At 45.6% G+C, this 21953-nt stretch carries 14 protein-coding genes; 10 read left to right on the top strand and 4 right to left on the bottom strand.

Features of this window, described 5'->3' with window-relative positions; translation table 11 throughout:
• Window positions 1-4 precede the first annotated feature (4 nt).
• Window positions 5-403 carry a hypothetical protein gene (locus SEML1_RS00070; RefSeq protein WP_376754035.1) on the bottom strand — a complete coding sequence of 133 codons (399 nt, stop codon included), beginning with the start codon at window positions 401-403 and terminating at the stop codon, window positions 5-7.
• Between the two features lie 201 nt (window positions 404-604).
• Here SEML1_RS00070 and SEML1_RS00065 point away from each other — a divergent pair, with 201 nt between their 5' ends.
• From SEML1_RS00065 to SEML1_RS00020, 10 genes are all read left to right on the top strand, one after another.
• The gene (locus tag SEML1_RS00065; protein ID WP_376754034.1) at window positions 605-3796 is read left to right on the top strand and encodes a hypothetical protein; all 3192 of its coding nucleotides are present in this window, start codon (window positions 605-607) and stop codon (window positions 3794-3796) included.
• Between the two features lie 167 nt (window positions 3797-3963).
• Window positions 3964-4800: a hypothetical protein gene (locus SEML1_RS00060; RefSeq protein ID WP_376754033.1), complete on the top strand. Its 837-nt coding sequence runs from the start codon at window positions 3964-3966 to the stop codon at window positions 4798-4800.
• Between the two features lie 78 nt (window positions 4801-4878).
• Window positions 4879-7875 carry a hypothetical protein gene (locus SEML1_RS00055; RefSeq protein WP_376754032.1) on the top strand — a complete coding sequence of 999 codons (2997 nt, stop codon included), beginning with the start codon at window positions 4879-4881 and terminating at the stop codon, window positions 7873-7875.
• 3 nt (window positions 7876-7878) lie between these two features.
• Window positions 7879-8781, top strand: a complete 903-nt coding sequence (locus SEML1_RS00050; protein ID WP_376754031.1) for a PrgI family protein — start codon at window positions 7879-7881, stop codon at window positions 8779-8781.
• Window positions 8782-8800: 19 nt separating this feature from the next.
• Window positions 8801-9682: a hypothetical protein gene (locus tag SEML1_RS00045; protein ID WP_376754030.1), complete on the top strand. Its 882-nt coding sequence runs from the start codon at window positions 8801-8803 to the stop codon at window positions 9680-9682.
• Window positions 9682-11520 carry a VirB4-like conjugal transfer ATPase, CD1110 family gene (locus SEML1_RS00040; protein WP_376754029.1) on the top strand — a complete coding sequence of 613 codons (1839 nt, stop codon included), beginning with the start codon at window positions 9682-9684 and terminating at the stop codon, window positions 11518-11520. Before SEML1_RS00045 ends, SEML1_RS00040 begins: the two co-directional genes overlap by 1 nt.
• A gap of 39 nt (window positions 11521-11559) precedes the next feature.
• Window positions 11560-14901, top strand: a complete 3342-nt coding sequence (locus SEML1_RS00035; protein ID WP_376754028.1) for a hypothetical protein — start codon at window positions 11560-11562, stop codon at window positions 14899-14901.
• Window positions 14895-16826: a phage tail tip lysozyme gene (locus tag SEML1_RS00030; protein WP_376754027.1), complete on the top strand. Its 1932-nt coding sequence runs from the start codon at window positions 14895-14897 to the stop codon at window positions 16824-16826. Before SEML1_RS00035 ends, SEML1_RS00030 begins: the two co-directional genes overlap by 7 nt.
• Before the next feature lie 5 nt (window positions 16827-16831).
• Complete coding sequence (locus SEML1_RS00025; protein WP_376754026.1) at window positions 16832-17467, top strand: hypothetical protein; 636 nt, start codon at window positions 16832-16834, stop codon at window positions 17465-17467.
• A complete protein-coding gene (locus tag SEML1_RS00020) occupies window positions 17467-18216 on the top strand; it encodes a hypothetical protein (protein WP_376754025.1) in 750 nt (249 codons plus the stop codon). Before SEML1_RS00025 ends, SEML1_RS00020 begins: the two co-directional genes overlap by 1 nt.
• Here SEML1_RS00020 and recF read toward each other — a convergent pair.
• From recF to dnaA, 3 genes are all read right to left on the bottom strand, one after another.
• Window positions 18213-19217, bottom strand: a complete 1005-nt coding sequence (recF, locus tag SEML1_RS00015) for a DNA replication/repair protein RecF (RefSeq protein ID WP_376754024.1) — start codon at window positions 19215-19217, stop codon at window positions 18213-18215. The genes SEML1_RS00020 and recF overlap by 4 nt on opposite strands.
• Window position 19218: 1 nt before the next feature.
• Window positions 19219-20319 carry a DNA polymerase III subunit beta gene (gene dnaN, locus SEML1_RS00010; protein WP_376754023.1) on the bottom strand — a complete coding sequence of 367 codons (1101 nt, stop codon included), beginning with the start codon at window positions 20317-20319 and terminating at the stop codon, window positions 19219-19221.
• Between the two features lie 266 nt (window positions 20320-20585).
• On the bottom strand, window positions 20586-21953 hold the full coding sequence (dnaA, locus tag SEML1_RS00005) for a chromosomal replication initiator protein DnaA (protein ID WP_376754022.1): 1368 nt from the start codon (window positions 21951-21953) through the stop codon (window positions 20586-20588).

Genomic DNA, 21953 nt, shown 5'->3' with positions numbered 1-21953 from the left:
TTCATCAGTTGAACACTCCGCCTGGAATAAGCCAATTAAGACCTAAATACATGAAACCAAATGCTATTACACCAATAACTGTGTTGAGTATCATTTTTTTTGCTTTTGCAATCTGTTCGCTATTACCCTGAGAACTAGAGTACAAAATACCCGCAAATATTATCGCCCCAATTGCCACCAACCCAACAAGTGCTACCATAATATTTAATACCCAAATAAGCAATTTCCAAACTCCTGTGCCTGATACGCCACCTTTACTATCAGTCTTTGCAGCATCGCAAATCTCTTTTGGTAAGACCGCACATTCAAGACCCTTGTCCTCCGCAAACACAGGCGTTGCAAAACTAACAAAACCAACAGTACTGACAATTACCATCGCTATAATAGCAAATCCATGTTTCATTTTCTTTATAGCTCCTATACTTTAGTTTACCCAGAAAACCCCCAATGTGCAACTTATTTTGTATTTTTCATTATTAATTTTATAATAATTGACTTTTTAGTATAGAAATGTTACCATAAAGGCGGTATGTGGGATTTGTGGAGACACTTCACGCGAGGGAACATACCCTGGCGCCGCTTTTCGTTGTTAGCCACATCTACGATGATGGCTATATTTGTCGTTGTCGCCACGTTTACTCAAACCGCTTATGCTGCCGATGCAACACGAGCCAAAGATGCTAGCACTGTACGCTATGAAGGTGACGATTACCGCCGTATTGACAAAGATAGCTTCAAAACAGATAAAAAAACGAAAGATTTACCGATCGTTAGCTCGGGCGCATTTGATGGCTATCAATTCGTTGACAAAGACAATAATTTACATTTAATCCTGACGGATGACGATGCGTCAAAGGCTACATCGGGAAAAGTCGTCACGTATTCTCTCAAGGATGGCGTGTATGATCCTTCATCTCAGTCAGAAATAAAGAACGTCTCAATCGAAACAGGAGATATCAACGTCGTCGGTGAGTGCACACTTATGCAGGTTGGCTGGTTTGTGTGCCCGCTCATGGTATTTTTAGCAGATCGCATGGACAGCCTTATGAATGTTTTATCAAATCTTTTAACAGTACGCGCACTACAAACGAATACGACAGATAATCCTATCTATGAGATATGGGAAAAAGTACGCGACATCGCTAATATATGCTTCATCATTGCATTCTTAATCATCGTATACTCTCAAGTAACAAATTTTGGTCTCAGCAACTACGGACTTAAGGTGATGCTGCCGCGACTTATCATTGCAGCAATACTCGTTAATAGTTCGTATTGGATCGCAAGTTTAGCAGTTGATATATCAAACTTACTCGGACTCAATATACAGCACATATTCACTTCTGTGCGCGAAGGTTTGTCGGGGTACGACAAAATCGGCACCGATCTAGGATGGAGTAAGCTAACTGGTGTTGTTTTGGCGGGTGGCGGACTCTTAGGTACGGTCATTATCGCAAATGGCGGTATCGCGGCATCGCTGACAATGCTAATTCCGGCACTTGTAGGTGTGTTGCTGGCCGCTTTTGTCGCACTGGTTATTCTCGCAGCGCGGCAAGCGCTTATTACGCTTTGCATTCTCGTTGCACCTCTTGCGTTTGTCGCATACATTCTACCAAGCACAAACAAATACTTTGACAAGTGGAAAGATCTATTCCTGACAATGTTGCTGATGTTCCCTATTATATCATTCGTATTTGGCGCTGCGCAGCTGGCTGGCTACGCTATCATAGTAAATGCAGGCGATTCGCCGATCCAAATTATCATCGGGTTAACGGTACAAGTTGCACCAATTGCTATTACACCATTCTTGATACGTATCAGTGGCAACGTCCTCGGCAAAATTGGCGGTATCGTAAACGACCCAAGCCGCGGGCTGGTAGACCGTACACGGAACTGGGCGCAAGACCGCGCCAAATACCAGGCAGCCAAAAACCGCGCCGGCGTACCACTGATCGACAAAAAGAATGGGCGCTTAACCAACAATTTCTTGACGCGTCGCTCGACGAAGCTGAAAAAAGCCGCCGAACGCACTGCAGATGGACTAAATAAGGCGCATACCAGCAAATTAAACCCAAACAGCCATATGAACAACGCGATTCGCCGCCAGCATCGCAAAAAAACGCGCCAGCAAACGCTCACCGCCGCCTACGAATCAATGGCGACAAATAATGCTACCGCTTGGGACAACGAAACTTTTGGCAGCAGTTCGGCGCATAGTATTGAAGGTAATGAAACAGCACGAAAGTCCGAAATCGACAATGCATTTTATGCTACCCGCCACGGACAGGACCTAGAACGACGCACACGCTCGGCAGCAATTCACAAGACCGAACTTGACAACGCTTTCGACCGTGCCAACCACGATCTCACCGCCCGCCAACACTATGCCGATATCGACAAAACCCGCGTTACCAACGAATTTAACGACAGCGTGCTCGGGTCGCAAGTAGACCGCGCCCGCCGGTTAGTCGAAGCGAACAAAACGCGCATTGAGCACAATCAGCAAGCCGCCTGGGATCACGGTGCGGCTGGTTCGGATCGGCAAATCATGCAAGCCACGCTTGAGACAAAATCAAGCGAAATAAAGGCCGATAAAGCAAAACAACGGCTGGAAAAAATGCAAACCGAAATCGTCGCACAAGGCGCCGATAGCGAACATGTCATCAATCTACGTGGCGCAGCACCCGCCACGCAAACGCATATTCTGCAAATCGCGCGCGACATTAAATCGGATAGCTTGGAAGCATCTGTCATCGCGACAGCCAAAGCGCAAGCCGAACGTCAAATCGTCGAAAACAAAGCCAAGGCTTTAGATGAGAACCTCGTCCGCATATCCGACGTACCAGGCGGTCCGACAAAAACTATCGTGGAATACGCCGGCGGCATTAAGGGCGTAGTAGGCGAGCGCTCCGTGGTAGCGCAGGCGAAAACTGAACGTTCGAAATTCATCATAGACGACGCCAAAAACATTGAAGCGACCCTCAACTACGAGGTATCATCAAACCCGCAAGCACTCTTCACGCTGTTCCAAAATGCCCAAACCGACTCGGAGCGCGTGGCCTACACCAGTATCATGGGCAAGCGCGGCGGCCCAGGCGCAACGAATCTGCGCAAAATGGTGACAATCATGGATGAACGCCTCGCAGCCGGCGAAATCACTCGGGACGACCTAAACGGTTACAAAGAACTCGTGCTCGCACAAAATGGCAACATTCCGAAACTCGGCAAAGACCTAGAATTCTACTTCACCAACGCTGCCTATGGTACAGACGACGCCCATCCGGATTATGCCGGCAACGTAAAGACGTTCACCGATATATCAAATAGCGTCAGCACATGGGGCAACTTATCGGCAAATGCATTTTCGAGCATGAATATCGTCAACCAAATGCACGGCCTGCGTATATTAGCGCACAAATCGCCCGCTAAGTATGAACGGCTCGTCGCCAACTTGAAAGCCAGCCCAACCATCATGGCAAACATGAAAGACGCCGTCGTAGAGGCGATAGACCGCGCCCCAGACGATCCGCGCTGGTTCACCGGCGCTGACGCCGTGTCGCAAGACGAGCTAACAGACTTTGAACGCCATGTACTCTCCGAGCCAAAGATCACCGACTTCAGGCAACGCGACGGGTACGACGAAGAGGCAGCGTACTGGAAAGATAAGTACGACAAGCTCTACGCCAACACCGAACGTATGTTCGACGACCTCGCCAGCCGCGGTATTGCCGATCCAAACCAGCAGGGGCGAACCGTCGACTACCGCACCGCGCCAGAGCACAAGCCAAAAAGGTAGCGCACACCACACACCCATATATAGCGCCCGCTAACTAACCACAACCACTATATATACCGTCAAACTCTTGACTTATTTATAAAAAAGAGTATACTACGTCTCAAGTACAGAGGTGTACGGTAATTTAACATAAACCACTAATCCTACAGAAGGAGGATTGAAGCTTTATGATAAACCACGAACTGACACAACATGAAACATCGCGGCGCGACCTATTGGCCGGCATCGGGATGCTCGGCGGGCTCGCCGCGTTGGCTGCCTGCGGAAAGAAAGCAACTGCGAGCCGCCCTCCAGAAATCAGACCTACCACACCAGATCCAACTCAAACGCCAGAAACGACCCCAACCGCTCAATCCACCTGGACATCAACCAGCGAACCAACACCGACACAAAACGGAGTAATATCTAGGCTAGAGCAAAATCCTAACTACATATTAGATAAAACAAAATTTGAAGACTGGGATAATAAGACACTTAAACAAAAAAGAGCGGTGGCAAGAGAATGGTTTGCATTGAATGGATTTACTGAGCCAATACCAAAATATAATACTGGAGATAATTCACATAATGATGTGGACGAATTAGTGGATTGGTACAATAGGATGCGATATAGACCAGTGTGGAATCTCTACAGACAGGACCCTGCTATTGCGAGACACATAGCAGAAGACATAATCGCAAATGATAGTGGCATCAATAATCGTATTGCAACAAGTTTAGCCGAACAGAAGCCTCTAGACGAGCGCTATAAGGTGATAGCGTCTACTGATATAAAAAATTATAAAGAGAAAGCAACCGGTGTTCATACTCTGGGGTTTGTAGCAATTGCATCCAATGTCGAATTGATTGACTCTGAGCTTCAAGATGATATTATGCTCAGCTTTACGATCATAAGAGATAGTGAAGGAAACGAGGATCTTATTGCAGATCGATCAGGTGCCTACAACAAATGGCAAAATGACGGGTCGGGTCTTTCTTACTATAGACTAGACGACACCAAATAAAACTTTAGTTTGATTTTAATTTTGCAGAATTATCACTAGATACTAGCGGGTTTTATAGTCGTGTATTATACTAATTGTATGGTGCATAAAAAACATTTGTTCTTTCGTTATTTTTTTGCGCTACTGCTTATGTCGTCTATCATATTATCCGCATTTAAGGCGACACCTGTTAGCGCAGGTGAGGTGGATAATCATATCAAAGCATGGTTATACTTTAAGGCATCAATGCGGTGTTTCCATGGTCAGACAAGTATCCAGAAGAGTGCTGTAGATAATTATAATAGCATTGACGTAAATAAAAACGGTAATAAACAGGTACTCGTTGGTAATTACATTCCCGGCAACGGAAAGAAGCAATGCGACACTATGATACAAGAAGCGCTTCCTTTGTGGGGGTATGGCTCATTAAAAGACCTGCTTCTTGATGCAGGCTACGTGGAGGAAAGGAACTATTACGTTAATAAAGACGGAAAATCGGGTGGGGCGATATGGGATGCTTTGAGAGCGAAGGGACTTACAGACGAGCCTGATGGTGGATACCTAAGCTACACAGAGCTTTATTCTCTTTGGTACTGGACGTTTGTGCAAGGATGCAGTGTTAATGACGAGAATCCCTATGATTCTGCACCAGAATATGAAACAAGTTCTACAGATGTAAGATATACTACGTACGACAAAGTAAAAGATGGAGCAGCAGTTAAGCATATTGCCTATATAGGGGCGCGAGAGGGCTATTGGTCGGTAGGTGCTTATTTCTATGTAACAGACTACGGCGATAGCGATTATAAGCGTATGATATGTCAAACTACTACCACAAGGTTTGATACAACCAAAAAAATAACAGAATATGCCAACAAGGCTGTTGAGGAAGCTACTAGTAAGGCTACTGATGAGCTTGCTCAATCTTATCTAGCTGCTTTATGCGCTGGTCAATATCCGAATGATACAACAAAACGAGACGAATGTATACAAAAACGTGAACATTACGATGAAATAACTGCATGCATTGAGGAGTCAAAAAATGCAGGGACTGATGAACAGAAAAAAGATGCCTTTGCTGACTGCTATGCGAAAAAGGTCGGAAAAACCAAAGAGGAAATTCTCAACATGATAAATGGCGTCAAACCTCCAAAAGGAGGGGAACTTGAAGAGGTGGAAGAGCCATCAAAGTCTGAGGAGTCTGAGGAAGAAAAACAAACAAAAGAATGTAAAATTGAAGAAGGCGTCGGCTGGATCGTTTGTCCTGTTATAAACTTTTTATCATCTATCAACGACTTCGCCTATAAGTTCATATCCTCCACATTTCTTGAGACGGATAAAGATATCGTGCAGTCAGACGACCTAAAGGCTGCATGGAGCGGTTTTCGGGATGTTGCAAACGTTGCATTCGTTATCGCGTTCCTTATCATTGTCTATTCGCAGATTACCCAAGCCGGTCTTAGCAACTACGGGATCAAGCGTATGCTGCCGCGGCTCTTTATCGCCGCTTTGCTTGTAAATGTATCGTTTATATTCTGCCAGCTTGCTGTAGACTTAAGCAACATGCTTGGATATAGCTTAGCAGGCTTCTTTGATGGTTTCGCTGTCGGGAGCGGAGACGATAATGTCAGCGAGATCCAAACTGCGGGAACAATCCTCACGTGGGTCGCAATCGCCGGCGTCGTGCTAGCAGCGGCTGCTGGAATTGCACTCGCATTTCTGGGACCAGCGCTTATGTCGTCATTACTTGCGCTCCTTATGATCGTACTTATCTTGGTTGCACGCAAAGCGCTTATCGTTATCCTTATCGCGATATCGCCGGTCGCATTCGTTGCTTATCTGCTGCCAAATACCGAGCAGTGGTTTAAGAAGTGGCAAAAGACTTTCTTGTCACTCCTTATGTTATTCCCAACAGTTGCTGTCGTATTCGGCGGCAGCCGCCTAGCAGCGAAAATTATCGCAAATGCTGCCGGCAAGGAAGACTGGCTGCTCCAGATGACAGCCCTCGCGGTTGCATCAATACCGTTCTTCATCGTGCCAAGCCTGCTGCAGAAATCTATGGAGGCCGCAGGAACTCTTGGAGGAAAACTCACCGGACTTTCGCAGGCAGCAAATAAAAGAGCTGGTAAGGCAGTAAAGGAAAGATCAGCCCTAGGACGGTACAAACAGGCGTGGGATCTTAACCGGAAACAAAAACAAGCGCAAATATTTGCCGGACAGTACCAAGGCGGAAAACGCAACTTCCTCGCTAACGCTGCCTCAAGGGGGTTTAATAAATTCAACCAAGGCAAACACGGACCGTTTAAGGGTGCACGGCAAGCAGCTGGACAGCAGGCGGCTGAGCAGGTGAAAAAACTCAATATCGACAAAGTTGAGGCAGCAAAGGCGCAAATTGAGCAAGCAAATCTTGATTCAGCGGCACTCGCCAAGCTAGCGAGCGGCGAAAGTGTTGGCGGCATAAACGGCAAAGACAAATATGCACAGGCTGCTGCTGCGAGCGCAGCGCTTGATCGCGGCGACCATGAAGCAGCAGCAGCAGGCTGGGATAGTGTAGCAGAAGCAGATCAAAGCACGCGCAATGTCTTTGCGGACGCCATGAGCGCATCGGACAGCCGGCCAGCCTGGATGACGGCGGGCGAAATTGCCGAGATGCGTTCGGCGGAAGATTCAAAGACAAAGGGCGAAGGCCCAACGGTAACAAAAGCAGACGGTTCAAAAAGTGGTATTCATAAGTACGACGAAATGGCAACAGGGCAAATTAAACAAAATGTTTATTCGCCGCAACGGATGGCTGCAGCCTCACGGCAAGAGCTTGAGTATGCCCGAAAGGTAACAAGCAACGATCCGGAAGCTCAACAAAAACTCAAAGACACGGCAGAGAAAGTCGTTGGAGACGAAAAGCTTAGTAGGGGTCTCGGAAAGAATAGCGAAGCCATACAAGGTCTTGCAAATCTAACAGTTACGATGCCGTCATCGTCCACACCGCCACCGCCAGCAGCACCGCCAGCGGCGTCAGGAGGAGGATCTTCAGCCTCCACACCACCATCACGAGGCTTTACACCGCGAGGATCTGGAGGATCTGGACGAGGACGGTAGCGGATGGCGGAGTATAAGGTTGCGCAGGATGTTGAAGCGGACGACAAGCTAATCGGACCATTTAGCTTTCGGCAGTTTATTTACCTTATCGTCGTCGCAGGCGCTTCAGCTATCGCATGGGGACTAGCACAAGTCTTTATACCGCTCGCAATATTGCCCCTACCGGTCATATTGCTTTTCGGTGCTTTAGCTCTGCCGCTGCGTAAAGATCAGCCTATGGAGATATATTTGGCAGCCATCGTATCATTTCACCTCAAACCTCGTAACCGCATCTGGAGCCCAGACGGTATTAGCTCACTCATAGAGATCGTAGCACCCGAAGAAATAGAAGTAAAACGCAGTAAGGAACTGTCGCAAATTGAAGCAGAGCAACGATTCGCATATCTGGCGGATATCGCAGATACGGGCGGGTGGTCAATACGCCACGCCGCGCAGCCACAGACACCTACTACCGACACGTCTATGATGCCCGACCAGTACTACGTCGCGCAACAAACCGAAGATGTACTCGACGACAATGGTGATATTGCACATAATTTTGATACGATGATTTCGAACGCCGACGCCGCGCGACGCGAGCGCATGGTACAACAAATGCAGCAAGCAACCGAAACACCTTCAAGCACTCCAAGTATAGATGTTTCTCGACAAAATAACACCAATATACCATACTATAATCCGTATCCGACAATCCATCAATCAACTTTGCAACCACTTACCGATCAGTACAACGCAAATACACCAGTATTAGCTGACGCTGAAAACACTAGCGTAAATCCAGTATCAAATGATATAATTAGCCTTGCAAACAATAGCAATTTGTCGATTCAAACAATTCAGCACGAAGCAAAGCGAATTCAAGACAAGAAAGATATCGACGGCGAGGTATTTATCTCGTTACACTAAGCAATAGAGAGGAGTGGGCATGCCGCCAAATAATCAGGCTAATCCGTTACAGCAACCGGCGTCCCCTAATCCTGTCGCAGATTTGTTGTATAACTCACAACAGATACCCCTCGCCGCAAATCCGACAACTTCGCAACAAAATCCGCCGTCACAGCAGCCGCTAGACGATAAAAATAAAAAACCAGCAGTCAAACAAAATTCAACGCAGAATAGTTTACTTTTATCAGAACTACGAGACAGCATGGTTATTATGAATGATGGAACTTTTCGTGCAGTTGTGGCATGTAAGTCAATTAACTTTGACCTCATGAGCTCGCGAGAGCGCGATGGAGTAGAGCTAAGTTATCAAGACTTCTTGAATGCATTGTATTTTCCAATTCAAGTATTTATACGATCGCAGCAGGTTGATATTGGACCGTATATTGATAAATTAACACTTTTGCGTCGCGATGAAGATAATATGCTACTTGGCGTATTGATGGAAGATTATATCAATTTCATTGATATGCTCTCACAGGAAGCAAATATTATGGATAAAAGTTTTTTCGTCGTTATACCATACTATCCAACAGGTGATATCAGCGAAATACTTGATCAAAGTAAAGGATTTTTTAGTTCAATTTTTGGTAAGAAAAAAGACCCTGTCACAAAAATCGACAAAGAAACGTACAAAAAAGCAAAAGAGGAGATAAAAAACCGCGTCGACTCCGTTGTCAGCGGGTTAATACGCGTAGGCGTTCAGACATCCCGTCTCAACACAAAACAGCTTGGCGAACTTTATTACAATATATACAATCCTGATACTGCTGTACGCGAGCCACTTGGCGATTTTAATAATGTAGCATCGCTTTATGTGCGCAAAGGCGACAAGTCGGAGTCAGTACAGGGAGTTCAGTTTTAATGATGGCAAAGAAAAGAACAGATCCGATTGATATAGCTGCGCAACAACGAGCGCGAGAGCAGTCTGAAGTTGAACAGGCATTTCTAAAAGGAATGACAACACTGCGTGATCTAATCGCACCAAGCAGTCTAGAGATTCATTCTAGCTATTTTCGCATAGGTACTAAGTATGGGCGTACTGTTTATGTATATGGTTATCCGCGAAAATTATTTACTGGCTGGCTGTCTGAATTAATTAATATTGATCAAGTGATTGATATTAGTATGTTCATCTACCCCGTTGATACGACAATCGTACTGAATAATTTGCGCAAAAAAGTGACACAGCTTGAGGCTGATATGGCGCTTAATGCCGAAAAGGGTCGCACGCGCGACCCGGCAAAAGAAGCGGCGCTTGTTGATGCCGAAGAGCTACGCGATGAACTGCAAGTTGGCTCAGAGCGATTTTTCCGTTATGGACTATATGTAACTATCTATGCTGACAGCTTAGACGAACTAAGTTTTGTCCAACACACAATTGAAACATTCTTTGGCCAAATGCTCGTATATACAAAAACTGCATCAAGCCAGCAAGAGCAGGGGCTGAACAGTACTGTACCACAAATGAGCGACCAGCTGCAAATTCGCCGCAACATGAGTACAGGCGCTATTAGTACGAGTTTTCCGTTCACCAGCGCCGACCTCACGCAAGAAGATGGTATTTTGTACGGCATAAATATGCATAATAACGGCCTCGTGATTTTCGATCGTTATACGCTTGAAAATGCTAACATGGTGGTATTCGCTAAATCTGGCGCTGGCAAATCGTTTACAGTCAAGTTAGAAGCTTTACGCAGTATGATGATTGGCGCTGATGTGCTTATCATCGACCCGGAAAACGAGTACCAGAAGTTGAGCGATGCTGTCGGCGGCAGCTACATTCGCTTAAGCCTCAGTAGCGACACGCGTATCAATCCGTTTGATTTGCCCCGTGTGATAGACAGCGATGAAGCCGACGACGCCTTACGCGCGAATCTCGTGACCCTGCACGGGCTGTTACGTTTGATGCTCGGCGGCGCATCAGCAAATAGCGCCGGCGTCGGCTTAAGCCCGTCCGAAGAAGCCGATCTTGATCAGGGGCTGATTGATACGTACGCGCGTGTTGGCATTACTAGTGATCCATTAACACATACCGCAACGCCACCAACGATGATTGATTTATATGATACACTACTTCACATGGGCGGAACCGGTCCACAACTTGCGCAGCGTCTCCGCAAGTACACAAGTGGAACATTTGCTGGCATTTTTAGTCAGCAGAGCAATATTGATATAAATAACAATATGGTCGTGTTTAATATTCGCGATCTAGAGGATGAACTGCGTCCGGTAGCGATGTACATCGTCTTGAGTCATATATGGAATACTGTGCGCACTCAACAGAAAAAGCGCATGCTCATCGTAGACGAAGCCTGGCAGCTAATGAAATATGACGATTCCGCAAACTTTATGTTCAGCCTGGCGAAGCGCGCTCGTAAGTATTACTTAGGACTAACGACAATTACGCAAGATGTTGAAGACTTCATGGGCAGCAAAATGGGACGCGCGATCGTGGCAAACTCCAGTATGCAGCTACTATTAAAGCAATCGCCAAGTGCCGTTGATGTACTCGGCGACGTATTTAAACTAACCGAAGAGGAACGCAAGCGTCTCGCTAACTTCCCTGTCGGGCAGGGACTATTCTTTGCCGGACAAAATCACGTTCACATTCAAATCGTTGCGAGTCAGACTGAGCAGGGGTTAATTACAACGAACCCACAAGCGCTATTACAACAGCAAGAACAAGAGCGGGAATCATGATCACGAGACTTTTAGATATAAAATGAGTATAATAGCTTTATGGCACGTAATCAGATAATAATACGCAGACCAGCATCACCCGATGAATCCGATAACGATCAAAACCCTATTGACGATCGTTACAATAACGAGTTTAATGACGCCATAGACCACAACGGTCCTAGTAGCTTAAATGACGCCGAGAATGAACAAAACAACAATGACAATCAAGATTCTAACGATACAGCAAATGATTTAAACGATCAAGAAAATAATAACAATCAAAATAATAACACAAAAAATGACAAACGATCGGTAGCAGACAGGGAACGAACTCCGTCTGAGAGATGGAAAAACAATACCTCGCCGGCATCCAAAGATAAAGACGGCAAGTCTCATAGGGCTAGGATTAGGTCAACTGGCATATTTATTAAAAAGAAAAATAGGGTTAGGGTTAGGTCAGCTAGCACATTTATTAAAAAACGAAGTGCTGCGATGTTGGTGGTGGCACTCCTTGGTATCGGTGGGGCGGTTCCGTTCATCGGTATGTCAAGCTTGCCTATGGCAATCCTCGGCAATCTTGATGCGAAGAGTCTTCTCCAGCCACTTAGCGCATACCTACAGGATTATTACGGATTTAAATTCTTCGGTGTTGATCTTTCTAAGAAAGGTTCTGTTGCCGCAGATGGCGATACCTTTGCTGGTCTCAGGGACACTGAAATAGAAGAGCTCAAAAAGAATGGCGTTGAGTTTCCAGAAGAGGGGAAAAAACTCAAAAGTGGAAAAATTGTTTACGATAAAATCGTTATAGATGGTAAAGAGATTACACCTTCATCTTTCAAACAAGAATTGCGGCAAAACCCAGGACTCCGTAGAAAAGTGATATTTCAGAAAGGGTCATATTTTAAGTCTGCAAAAAGTGCTGCTACAAAAAAAGTTAAAAAGCTGTTCAAATATTCAACTAATCCAGATACCGTAAAAGGTGACACTCCTGAAGAGAAAGACAAAAATATAGTCAAGCAATCAACCGAAGGAGTATCAGGCGATGACGCTAAGTCAACGTCAACCGGAGCGGCAGAGGGAGAATCGACAACGTCAGAATACGATAAAGCAAAGGCAGATGCCGAAGATGTGTCTGGTGCTATGAAAGAAAACATTGACGTAGCCAAAGAAGATCCTTTCAATTCGTCTGTTGTCGGAAGTACTGATTATGGCAACCCGGCCGCCTCTCGACTCGGTGCGGTTGACGACATTTCGACCGCTACGAAAAATGTTGGTCAAAAGATATTTAGCTATATTGACACACTTGATATTGCAGATGCAGCATGTACCGTGTATCAAGTCGCCTATTCAGCGACAATTATAGCGCGGACCGTCGCTCTCTACAATATCGTAAAGTATGCAATTTATATACGCTCCGTATTTGAACAAGCCAAAATGGGAGAAGATGTGAGTGGCGATGCTATGTATCTACTTAATAAACTTATAAAAGTCGATCCGTCTACCGGGCTATCTTTTGATCGATCATCATTTTCACAGATGTTATTTAATGGTAGCCTGACTGGTGAACCAAGTAGTATAACGGCTATTGGCGGGTCATTGCTTGCTACTATCTACAGTGGTATGCACGCTTTTCATGCGGGAATAGGAGATGTATTTGGAGGAAACGCAGGCACTGGACGAGCCTGGCTAAAAACCGGCTGTGCGCTAGCTACAAATTTAGGAGTGCAAGTAGGATTTACGCTCGGCGAACTTGCATTAAGCGTCCTCACTTTTGGATCATCCACAGCAGCAACCGGTGGCGCAAAAGCAGCCGCAAAAGCAGCTTTTCATTTTGCGAAAGATACGTTCAAAGAGCAGGTCATCAAAAAATTATCAAAGGAAGCAATTAGCGGGTTCATAAAGGATCAGGCTGCAAGAGTTGGAGAAAAGCTAGCTTTTAAAAACTTGCGTAGAAGTTCAATGAAACTATTGAAAACTACATCAAAAGAACTGCTCAAAAAGCCATGGAACGCCATCGGTTTAGTCGCAGGACTATCCGGCATGTTTGCTATGCCGTTTATTGTGCACGCGCTATCTGGCGCAAATATCGCAGGGGCGCTTAATAATGGTATTCTATATATGGATGCACTAGGAACTGGCATGCAGGCTTGGGAGATGACAAACGGGATAGCTTCGGGCGGAACGATGGCGACATATAGCGCCGCAACGGCCTACGAAAGCACTTTAAAGGAGTATAGAGATGCCTATATCGCAGACATGAAGTACGATGCGAGAAATACACCATTTGATATAAAAAATCCGTATTCAACGCTTGGCTCCGCGCTCTTTGGTATGCAAAAAGCACTCGGTATAGCAAATACAACCAACTTTGGATCGTCAATAATTGCAACTCTAGGGATGCCTTTCAGATTATTTTCTAATATAGCAACCGCGGCCAGTGAGCCAATAACACAAGAAGAAATGGGAGAAAATTCTGAAAATCCGTATTTTATAGAAAATAAAATATCAACTCAAGTCATGGGCAGTGCGAATGTTATCTTTAAGAAGACGCACTCCTTTGCTTCTATTATGGAGCAAATAGGGCCAGAGTCGAGTAATCCTATGATTGAATATTCAGGAGACGACGAAGAAACAGGAGAACCAAAACTTTCGGTTAAATCCGGAACAGCACTCGCAGAATATGCAGATCAGTGCCATAATCCAGAACGGACAGAGGTTGATCCCGAATTCCAGAATGACGAAGGGACAAATGCCTATAATTTCAATAAATGTGCCGTCGGAGGCTCAGAAAGAGATAAAAATGCCGAATTATTTAGTGATGCTATTGCATTCATAAATCAGGTTAGCCCCTCTGACACAAGCGGGTCAAGTAGCTCATCTTCATCGACAAGCGCTTCATTACCGAACGGAACTACACAGGAGCTAGCTAAGCAGATTATTGATAATCAAAACATCACTTTCGCTAATGTAGATGGCAACGATCCGCATCAGCAAGTACAGGATACTGCAAATGGTAAAGCTGCATCACCCGTCGCCCTTGACACACGACTGTTACAAGTGATAGCAGCGCTTGGAAAAAGCCATAAGATAGGTATATCATCACTTGGACGAAACATAAATTGTGAGTATAGTCTTCATTGCAAAGGTGAAGCCGTTGACCTCTATACGATAGATGGCGTCTCTACAACGGGTGCAGATGCAAACGCGCTGACGCTATTGCAAGAAATCGTTGACAACAAGCTGCTTCCTCAAGGAGCTGGTATAGGTCAAAGTACTTGTGGCGGAAGAGAATCTATGAATAATACTCTTATCGCTGCGGGATATGATCCACATAGTGATAGTTGCAACCACCTTCATCTCGCATTACGATCGACACCAGACAAGGCAAAAACATGGTAGTAAAAAAACGGATTTACTTAGCACTTATCATCATATTTACAGGTTTACAGACATTAGTGACACCGTCCATAACGCACGCAAAGATGATAAAATTAAACCCATCACTAAATGACGTTATTATTTATGATAAAAATACGTGCGATGAGGATGACGAGGGCGATCCTGACCTATCTACAATCTCCCCTGGAGAAGGTGAACCAAATGGCATGACCTATCCAAAGCTGGATGCGGCGAAAATGGCCGCTGCAATTGAAAAATTCGTAAAAGACCGCGCGCCAAAAGGTACTGCCGATGCTGATATTCCACTCCATGGCACGGGTGCGGTTGCCGTTCGAAGCGCTAAAAAAGCAAATATGAGTCCTTTTCTAGCGTATGCCCATGCGTTCGTCGAGTCTAGCATGGGTTTCACGACCGTGTCAGGTGCTCAGGTAAAGATTCATGAAGGACACAATTTATTCGGGCGCTCAGCAACATCAAGCCAGCCTCGTGTATGGGAAGGGGATCGATATTGGTATAAATGGACATCTTTCAAAGCAAGTCTTGACAGTGAAGCGCCAGAAAATAAGGCAGAGGGAAGTGGTGGAGATTGGTATACCTACGATCGTGATGTGTTCTCTGAACAAATTGATAAGGGGATGTCTGCCTACGCCCACCGATATGCTCCCCCAGAAGACGGGAATGATACTGCTGCGTATATAAAAAATATGCAAGGTTTCTTAAACGAAATGGCAGAATCTGCCGGTGGAACAATATCAACATCTGGTCTTGAGACTGCATCATCTAGCGGAACATCAACTTGTTGTTCTAATCCAGCAGCTGGCGGCTCTACCGTAGCAGTGCGTGGCGATAATATCGAAACTGCACTAGGGCACTTAATGAGTGTAGGAAGTGGACAAAAATTGACACTCGCACAGGCTGCTGGCATCGTCGGAAACCTTCAACAAGAATCAGGAGAATCGCTTGATCCAAAAGCTTCTAACGGAACCCATACTGGTATTGCTCAATGGGATAATGAAAATCGTTATCCGAAGTTAGTCGAATTTGCAAAAGGAGTTAATGCCGACCCGAGCGAATTCACCACACAACTCCGTTACTTAGTCTGGGATTTAACTCTCACCAATGAGTGGTCGGGTCATACTGGAGAATATGGTCGCGCATTAAAGGCAATTCAAGCGGCCTCAACGCCCGAAGATGCCGCAGCCGCCTATGAGGATACATACGAGAATAGTGGAGGACAAGCACTTGAAACACGTAAAAAAAATGCTCGTACCCTCTACGATAAATACAAAGATGACGCATCGCTTGCATCATCAAAAAGTTCAAGTGCTAAGGGTACAACTGCCGCCTGCTCGGGAGCGAATGGCGATGCCGGCAAACTGCAAGAATTAACCCTTAAATACGCATGGCCAGAGGGTGGTCATGGTACAGATAGGAAATCAGATTATGTAACGGCTATTGGGAAAGCGGAGTCAGAGGGTCGTTATGTTGGCGGTTATCACGGTGTTGATTGTGGCGGGTTCGTAACGACACTTATATATGATAGCGGCTTTGACACAACTTATAACCACAACGCTAAAAATTCCGAAGGAGCCGGTAGAACAAGCATTCAAGAGGCCTGGGCCTTGAAAAATTGGCAAAAACTCGGTACAGCAAATGGTACGTATGAACCAGATGGTGGTACGTTTACTGATGATAAATTACAGCCTGGTGATGTTGCTTTTTCGCCAGGACATACCTGGATATACGTCGGCGAGATAAGCGGATTCGGAAGTAAATATGCCTCGGCATCATATGGTGAAAAAGCACCGGCCGTCGCCGGCGAGGGGTTCAGCTATAATTCACCGACATGGTATCGTAAAAAAGGAGGATCAGGAGGATCAAGTTCGGGGGGCTCAGGTCTAAAAAAGGTGCCGAAAGGAGAATGATAACAATGAGTAAACAGTATATAATCCGTACAACTGTAATACTTGCGGTACTTGCTGTTGCGTGCAGCATCGGTTACAATATATATCTCTCATTTGAGCACGCTGACAAAACAGCCATTACGCTTGTCACCGCACCAACCGACGCAACTGCTATATTCACAAATACCGCCACTAAAAAAGTAACGAAAGGTAGTCATGGCACCGTCTATGTTGAACCTGGTGTATACGATATATTAGTAGAGAAAAAAGGCTTTAACTCATACAAAAAAACACAAGATATATCAAAAAACAATACAGTTATTGCTGAACTTTCACCGCAAACCAAAGAAGCAGTAGACTGGGTAAAGAGACATCAAGACCAATATAATAAACTTGAAGCATTTGCTGGTAAAAAATCGCTTGAATATAATAAATCAGTTACCAATAAGTATCCGCTCATTGGCGTTTTACCGCTCAAAGATCCGTATTATTCAATCGGGCACTACAAAAAAGATAACGGCGAGCCAGTTGTCGTCATTACAACGGAATCGCCGCAATATCGTTATATTGCCACACGGCGAATCACAAGCATGGGATATAAATTAAGCGATTATCGCATTGAATACAAAGATTTTCAAAATCCGCTAAAGGAGAAAAAATAATGGAAAATTTGCCATTCACGCGCAAACAATTGATTATGATCGGCGGCGGATTTAGCATCATCGTTGTGCTGATGGTGATTTGGGCATTTTTTGCAACACATCAGTATTTGACAATTACCTACGACGCTTCAATATATAAAAGTGTTGTGCTATATCAGGGAACTGAATCGCCAAGCGAAAAAACAATCGCACCAACCAAAACAGTCGTCGAAAAAAAAATTGAATCTGGCAAAACCTATCATTTATCAAAAGGAAGTTATTATCTAATTGCATCGGGCGACGGTGTCAGCACGAATATGCAAGGAATCTTACTAAAAGACAAGGTGACACGCGCGCTAGATTACGAATTATCAGAAAAACGGCTCGCCGAGCTATCAAAGCGCGAAAAGAACAATATTGATAACGCCATTCACGCGCATAACCGTAATATTAGCGCCATTTACAATATCGCTAATGAAACAGTTGTCGAAAAAGGCGACTGGGCGATAGCTGCACTCGCATTCAAAGGTTCAGCGACTGACTTAAACCGTGACACGCAAAAAGTCGTATTACAAAAGAAGAATAACCATTGGCAGGTCGCCTGCGCAATTCAAATTTCGATCAGCAAATATGAATGCCCACAAGCACCGCAAGCCGTGCTTGAACGCGCTGATACAATTGATATCCGCACGCAAACGCCGCTCATGCCAAACTACACCATCAACCGAAATCGCGACCTTGATGGACTAGAAACAGATGAACGCTTTTAATGAACATCTACTGTGCTCGTCATCACCACCTGATTCTCCCTAAACTCAGCAAGCAGCGCATGCTGGCGCTGTTCGTCAAGCTCACCAAACACATCATCAAGGAGTATAATTGGCGGCATACCAGATTGCTGCTCAATATATTCTGCTTCAATGAATTTCATCGCCAGTACAATCGTCCGGCATTCACCGCGCGATGCTGCCTGTATTGCCGGTACATGATTAAAGATGATATGAATATCATGCCGGTGCGGCCCGGCGCTTGTAGCGCCTGCTGCACGGTCGTAATCGAATTTTTCCTCATACTGACGCAGAAGTTGTTGCGATGTCACTGTATCGTTATGCGAATATGCAATTGACACTGAATCGTCATTATGTGCAATTTGCCGGTATAGTGCAGTGATGCGCTCGTGAAATATTGCCGCAACCGCTTGACGTTTTGCAATAATTGCCGCACCATAATCGCTCAACAGCACATCCCACGGAAATAGCACATCGCGCGTCACGCTAGGATCTTTTAATAGCTTATTTCGCTGCTGCAAAGCGCGCTCATACCGGCTAAGCTGGCTGCTATAATGCGGATCGTATTGTTGAATCAGCGTATCAACAAGCTGGCGGCGGCGCTGCGGCGAACCGTTAATAATCCGTAGGTCTTCTGGCTCAAATAATACGATTGGATACTTTAGTTTATAGGGCAAGCGCGCATATTTTTTATCATCAATGATAAACTGGCGAGTCTTACGAGCGCCGACCGTACCGTACTGGACACGATAGGTAAATATATCAGTTTCAAGCATGATACGGTAAAAATCCGTCCCGTAGCGGCATACTGCCAGGTCACTGCCACGGAACGATTTGCCACGCAATGCAATATAGATTGCTTCAATGAGCGACGTTTTGCCGCTGCCATTTGCACCCGTTATCAGCGTCGGATTTGTTACGAAATCAAGCGTCTTCGTGTCGTGTACGCGGATATTTTGGACTGTTAGCCGGATAATGCGCATACTAGCTCTTAAGCGGCATAATGATATGGGTGTAATTCGGCGCTTCTTCGGCGGCAGTTAGTACGCATGGCGACAACTTACCGCTAAATCGAAACTGGACAGGATCGCCATCAATCACGTTGAGTGCGTCAGCGATGTAGCGCGAATTTAGCGTAATATTGCCATCGCCTGCAACCTCGGCGCTTGCTGTGCTTGTATTTTCGCCGAGTTCGCTCGCAATCGAATGAATACTAAGCTGCTGCTTTTCACTGTCAATCGTCACCGTAACGCTCCCGCCGGAATCGCGTGCGAATAGGCTAGCAACCTTTACAATGCGCGAAAATTCGCCGCTCGCAAGCGTTGCAGTTACGTCAGATGTTTTTGGAATTAGCTGCTGGTAATTCGGGTAGCTACCTTCAATCAGCCGACTCGTAATCTCTGCTTCACCGACACGAAATCGCACCTGCGTATCGTCAAACAGCACTTCAACCGACTCAGTTGCATCTGAAATCGTCCGTAGCACTTCCTGTAAACTTGTTGTTGGCACGATTGCCGCAATCTCACTTGTTGTTTCAAATAAGCGGCGCTGCGCTAAACGATACCCGTCTGTACCCGCCAAATATAACTGTCCGCCATCGGTGTGCCAATACACCCCGGTTAGCACTGGCCGCGACGTATCATTACTTGTCGTAATAATCGTTTGACTAATCGCTTGCTTGAAATCAGCTTCGGCAATAGTGTACGTAACAGCTTGCTTTTCATCAATTGATGGCAGCTCAGGGAACTCCGTCGCGTCAACGCCCGTCATAATTGACGAATAATTACCAGATGAGATTGTCATTGACGTTCCTTTGCTTGATAATTCAATTGTGCCTTTTGGTAAGCTACTAACGTATTCGCTAACGAGACGAGCAGGCAAGGTAATGTCGCCTTGCTTTACGATTTTTGCGCCAACATAGCACGTCGCTGCAATTTCAAGATTCGTTGCTGCCACTAATAGCCGTGTGCCATCAGTGCGTAACAAAATATTGCCGAGAATCGGTAAGCCGGTTCGATTACTTGCAACGCGGCCAACAATCGACAATGCGCGTGCGAAATTTTCTTGTGTGACTGAAAGTTCCATAATATTATCCTTTTATTATATTTAATTGGTGATGATATATAGTAGGCCCTGTGGAAATGGTGGAAAAAGTGCTTATTTCTAGAGGTCGTTCGTGATTATTGTGCAGGGGAAATATGGTGCGGATAATGCGAAGAATCCAGTGGATAATTAGGGCATTTATCCACGCAGCACTTCTCGCTGCACTCATGCGAAGCAGGACAGGGGATATGCGAACACATGTTTTACTCGCAGGTATTCGCTGTAAATTCACTCGTTTTCCACATGTATTACGCATACAATTTCTCCCGAATTTCAACGACTTGTTCGCGAATCAAGAAATCAAGTTTAATCGCCCGCTCAATTTTGTCGACCGAATGAATTGCAGTGGTATGATCTTTGCGCCCGAGCTCTTGGGCGATGCGCGGAAAACTCATATGCAGCTCGCTGCGCAGCAGGTACATTGCAATTTGCCGCGGCACGACGATATGCTTGTCGCGCTTGCTTGAACACATTTCTTTGCTGTCAATTTGGAAATGGCGCGCTGTTTTGTCAATAATCTGCCGGGCGGTGAGGTGCTGCGGTCGGCTTTGGCGGACATTGCCAAGCAATCCTTCGGCGGTAGCTGTGTCGGGCGGTACGCCGCGCATCTCGGCGTAGGCGAGCAGCTGGTTGAGCGCGCCCTCAAGCTCGCGTACATTCGTTTTAATATTTTGCGCCAGATATTCAATCGTTCCGCGCTCCAGCTGAATACCGGATAGTGCCGCCTTTGTTTCAATGATGACGCAGCGCGTTTCAAAATCAGGCATCTGAATGTCAATTGCCATGCCCCATTCAAAGCGGCTGCGTAAACGCTCGGTAAGCGTCGGAATGCTACGCGGCGGCTTGTCGCTGCTGATAATAATTTGCCTATTCGCCTGATGGAGCGTATTAAACGTATGAAAAAATTCTTCCTGTGTTTTTTCTCTGCCGGCGATAAACTGAATATCGTCGACAATCAAAACGTCCATTTTGCGGTATTTATCGGAAAAGCCAGCTTTCTTGAACCGAACTGCCTCTAAAAATTCTTTCATGAAGGTCTCGGTACTAATATAGGCAACTTTCATGTTCGGGTCATTTTTAATGATTTCGTTGCCAACTGCTTGAATCAGGTGTGTTTTGCCTAAACCGACGCCGCCGTAAATAAAGAGCGGGTTATATTTTGTGCCAGGGGCGGCAGCTGCCGCTTGGCAGGCGGTGTAGGCGAGGTCGTTACACGAGCCGACAACAAACGACTCAAAGGTGTAGCGCGGATTCAGCGTTTCATGAGCGTGTGAGGCTTTGCCGCGTGTTGGCGAGGGCGTAGCAACGAGTTCGCGTAAACGATTGTCTTTCGCGGTATCATGTGTCGTTTCACGGCTCAGTATCTTCTTCTTTTCTTTCTTTACCTCGTATTGGATCGTTGGTGCAGTTAAATTATTATGCGCAAGCACTTCGCGGATTTGTTCGTTGAACCTTTTTTCGAGCTGCGTTTTACAAAAGACATTAATAACGCCGATAGTAACAACCTTGTCGTTGTACTCAAGCAATTCGGTATCTTTAAACCATGTTTCAAAGCTTGCATGCGACACCGACAGCTCTAGCTCGCCGAGTACGCTTTGCCACAATGAGTCTCTCAT

This window comes from Candidatus Saccharimonadaceae bacterium ML1 (assembly GCA_030253535.1).
In the GTDB taxonomy this organism is placed as follows: Bacteria; Patescibacteriota; Saccharimonadia; order Saccharimonadales; family Saccharimonadaceae; genus Saccharimonas; species Saccharimonas epibionticum.
This window is presented reverse-complemented; position numbering and strand designations above follow the sequence as displayed.

Excerpts from the sequence above, each read along its gene's own strand:
- SEML1_RS00070 (WP_376754035.1), bottom strand. The coding sequence starts at position 403 with ATGAAACATGGATTTGCTATTATAGCGATGGTAATTGTCAGTACTGTT.
- SEML1_RS00065 (WP_376754034.1), top strand. The coding sequence starts at position 605 with ATGATGGCTATATTTGTCGTTGTCGCCACGTTTACTCAAACCGCTTAT.
- SEML1_RS00060 (WP_376754033.1), top strand. The coding sequence starts at position 3,964 with ATGATAAACCACGAACTGACACAACATGAAACATCGCGGCGCGACCTA.
- SEML1_RS00055 (WP_376754032.1), top strand. The coding sequence starts at position 4,879 with ATGGTGCATAAAAAACATTTGTTCTTTCGTTATTTTTTTGCGCTACTG.
- SEML1_RS00050 (WP_376754031.1), top strand. The coding sequence starts at position 7,879 with ATGGCGGAGTATAAGGTTGCGCAGGATGTTGAAGCGGACGACAAGCTA.
- SEML1_RS00045 (WP_376754030.1), top strand. The coding sequence starts at position 8,801 with ATGCCGCCAAATAATCAGGCTAATCCGTTACAGCAACCGGCGTCCCCT.
- SEML1_RS00040 (WP_376754029.1), top strand. The coding sequence starts at position 9,682 with ATGATGGCAAAGAAAAGAACAGATCCGATTGATATAGCTGCGCAACAA.
- SEML1_RS00035 (WP_376754028.1), top strand. The coding sequence starts at position 11,560 with ATGGCACGTAATCAGATAATAATACGCAGACCAGCATCACCCGATGAA.
- SEML1_RS00030 (WP_376754027.1), top strand. The coding sequence starts at position 14,895 with ATGGTAGTAAAAAAACGGATTTACTTAGCACTTATCATCATATTTACA.
- SEML1_RS00025 (WP_376754026.1), top strand. The coding sequence starts at position 16,832 with ATGAGTAAACAGTATATAATCCGTACAACTGTAATACTTGCGGTACTT.
- SEML1_RS00020 (WP_376754025.1), top strand. The coding sequence starts at position 17,467 with ATGGAAAATTTGCCATTCACGCGCAAACAATTGATTATGATCGGCGGC.
- recF (WP_376754024.1), bottom strand. The coding sequence starts at position 19,217 with ATGCGCATTATCCGGCTAACAGTCCAAAATATCCGCGTACACGACACG.
- dnaN (WP_376754023.1), bottom strand. The coding sequence starts at position 20,319 with ATGGAACTTTCAGTCACACAAGAAAATTTCGCACGCGCATTGTCGATT.
- dnaA (WP_376754022.1), bottom strand. The coding sequence starts at position 21,953 with ATGAGAGACTCATTGTGGCAAAGCGTACTCGGCGAGCTAGAGCTGTCG.